General features: G+C 66.4%; 4 protein-coding genes. 2 read left to right on the top strand and 2 right to left on the bottom strand.

The features are described 5' to 3' along the window. A partial coding sequence (locus tag AC1VAN_RS17725; protein ID WP_480986335.1) for a formylglycine-generating enzyme family protein occupies positions 1 to 461 on the top strand: 461 nt, incomplete at its 5' end. A 102-nt stretch (positions 462 to 563) separates the two neighbouring features. Continuing rightward, entirely contained in the window at positions 564 to 1,454 is an 891-nt protein-coding gene (locus AC1VAN_RS17720; protein ID WP_025876363.1) for a M48 family metallopeptidase, read from the top strand. A 389-nt stretch (positions 1,455 to 1,843) separates the two neighbouring features. On the opposite strand, the gene AC1VAN_RS17715 is transcribed toward AC1VAN_RS17720, so the two are convergent. Continuing rightward, positions 1,844 to 2,260: a hypothetical protein gene (locus AC1VAN_RS17715; protein WP_080148827.1), complete on the bottom strand. Its 417-nt coding sequence runs from the start codon at positions 2,258 to 2,260 to the stop codon at positions 1,844 to 1,846. A gap of 249 nt (positions 2,261 to 2,509) precedes the next feature. Further along, on the bottom strand, positions 2,510 to 2,701 hold a 192-nt coding region (locus AC1VAN_RS17710), incomplete at its 5' end, for a helix-turn-helix domain-containing protein (protein ID WP_480986334.1).

The raw sequence follows: 2,701 nt of genomic DNA, 5'->3' as shown, positions 1-2,701 counted from the left end.
GCTACCGCCTGCCCAGCGAGGCCGAGTTCGAGTACGCGATGCGTGCCGGCAGCAGTGGCCGCTACCCGTGGGGCGATGCCGGTCTGCCACCGGAAGGCAGTGGCAATTACACCGGCAGCAAGGATGTTTCGCCTTCGGGCAGGCATTGGCACAACGCCTTCGTCGGCTATGGCGATGGTTGGTGGGGACCGGCCCCGGTCGCCAGTTTCCAGGCCAACGCCTTCGGGCTGCATGACATGGGCGGCAATCTGAGCGAGTGGGTGGCCGATTGCTGGCATGCCAGCTATCGGCGCGCGCCGGCTGATGGTGTGGCGTGGTTCAACCCGGGCTGCCGTTCACGGGTGATCCGGGGTGGCAACTGGGCCAACGCGCCGGAGCAGACCCGGGCGGCGTGGCGGCAATCGCAGGATTCGGATACCACCAACGCGCGCATCGGCTTCCGGCTGGTGCGAGGGATCTGACGGGCACGACTGGATCGGCGCCGGTTTCACCCGCCGCAGGCAGCGCCGCACTAAGATTGCGCCGTACCCGCCGGCCGGCGGGGTCAGCCGGAAGACCAGCCGATGCGCAACGATCCTTTTTCCCGCTCGCCGCAGCAGCGGCGTGGCCTGTTCGGCAACATCCGCTGGTGGGTGCTGCTGCTGGCCGCCGGCTACGCGGCGTTCTACTGGTTCTCCAACCGTGCGGTCGACCCCTATACCGGCGAGAAGGTGCTGATCGACAGCAGCCTGGACGCCAGCCAGGAGAAGGCGCTGGGCCTGCAGGCCTACCAGCAGATCCTGTCGCAGGAGCGCCCTTTGGGCCCGAATGAACAGGTCTCGCGGGATGTCCGGGCGATTGCCGAGCGACTGATCGCCAAGGTGGACGTGGTCGAAACCGCGCTGGCGCAGGAACACGGGCTGCAGCCGGCACACTTCGCACGCGACTTCGAGTGGGAAGTGAACGTGATTCCGTCCGAGCAGGCCAATGCCTTCTGCCTGCCCGGTGGCAAGATGGCGGTCTACACGGGGCTGATCCCGGTGGCGCGTACCCGTGATGCGATGGCGGTGGTGATGGGCCATGAGATCGCCCACGCATTGCTGCGCCATGGTGCACAGCGCATGGCCCAGCAGAAGCTGACCCAGATCGGCCAGGTAGCCGGCGCCGCCAGTGGCATGGATGCGCAGCAGCAGCAGATGATGATGTCGGCGATGGGCTATGGGTATCTGTTGCCGTATGCACGCAGCCACGAGACGCAGGCCGATGAAGTGGGCCTGATGCTGGCGGCCGCAGCGTGCTTCGACCCGCGCGAGGCGGTGCCGCTGTGGCAGCGCATGGGCCAGGCCGGTGGTGGCCAGTCGCCGCCGGAGTTCGCCTCGACCCACCCCAATCCGGGTACCCGTATCCAGAACCTGCAGGCGTTGATGCCGAAGGCACTGGAGTATCGGCAGAAGTTCTGCGAGCAGGCCAGGTAAAGGGTGGTTCGGCAGGGCTGCGCCCTGCACCTGCCGAAGCGGTAGTGCCGGCCGCTGGTCGGCAACCTCAACAGCAAAAGCTGGCTTCCTGTGGGATGGCGGGGTGGGTCCGGTTGCGGGGGACGCCGTGAACCCGTCMATGGGGGCTTGGCCGCGGCATCCATGCCGCGGACACCCCCGCAACCGGACCCATCCCGCCTTCGACAGGTTCCCGCTGCTGTTGGTGGGTGTCGACCTTGGTCGACACGCTGCTGTTGGTGGGTGCTGACCGTTGGTCGGCACGCTGCTCTTGGTGGGTGTCGACCTTGGTCGACACGCTTGATCCGCGGCATGGGTGGATGGCGCTTGGGATGCGTGACGCGTCATTTCACCGGCGTCGGTTTTTTGGCCTATGGCTGCAGGGTCCAGCGGCCGGAATTCTGGCGCTGGCGTGGGGCGATGGGGCCGTCGTGCTGGGTGTAGATGAAGCGGCCCTGGTGGTCGGTCAGGCAGGTCAGCAGCAGGGTGTAGCGGGCGGGGCCGGCGGGGTGGGCTTCTGTCATCTGGATTTCCGCAATGTGCGGAGCCAGTTGCTGGTAACGGTAGCTGCCGCCGATGCGGAGGTCGGTGCCGAGGATGTGCAGCACGTACTGATTGCTGCCGAAGCTGACCTGCACCATGCGTCCGGCATTCGGATTATCTGGCTGGTACAGCGGATCGCTGAGGTTGGTGAACTGACGCTGGTCGAGTGTGGTGGGCAGCGTGCAGTTGGATGCTGCGGCCAAGGCCGGGCAGAGCAGGGCGGCAAGCAGAGTCAGGCGATGCATGGCGGAACCTCGTTGGGACGTCCTTGCCATGCTCCGCGGTGCGGTTGCGTTGTCTGTAGGAAAACGTGCAAATGCAGCGAAATATTCTCGGTACCGTCGCCCGTCATCCACGCATGGCGTGGATCTACTGAGCAATCCGGCCGCTGCCATGGACCCGTCGGGCCCGCCCGCGCATCAGGCGGACCCCCACAAACACCAACGCCCGGGCAAGCCCAGGCGTTCGTGCCCCCTTCATGCTGGTAACGCGTGTCAGCTGGCCAGTTCGGCCGCTTCGCGTTCGATGCCGTACTTGCGCAGCTTTTCCACCAGGGTGGTGCGGCGCAGGCCGAGCAGCTGGGCGGCGTGGGCAACCACGCCCTGGGTGCGTTCCAGTGCTTCGTTGATCAGGCCCAGTTCGATGTTGGCCATGTGGTTGCGCAGGTCCAGGCCGTCGTCCGGCAA

The sequence above is a fragment of the Stenotrophomonas sp. 05L44_2 genome (assembly GCF_056665995.1).
This window is presented reverse-complemented; position numbering and strand designations above follow the sequence as displayed.

Excerpts from the sequence above, each read along its gene's own strand:
- AC1VAN_RS17720 (WP_025876363.1), top strand. The coding sequence starts at position 564 with ATGCGCAACGATCCTTTTTCCCGCTCGCCGCAGCAGCGGCGTGGCCTG.
- AC1VAN_RS17715 (WP_080148827.1), bottom strand. The coding sequence starts at position 2,260 with ATGCATCGCCTGACTCTGCTTGCCGCCCTGCTCTGCCCGGCCTTGGCC.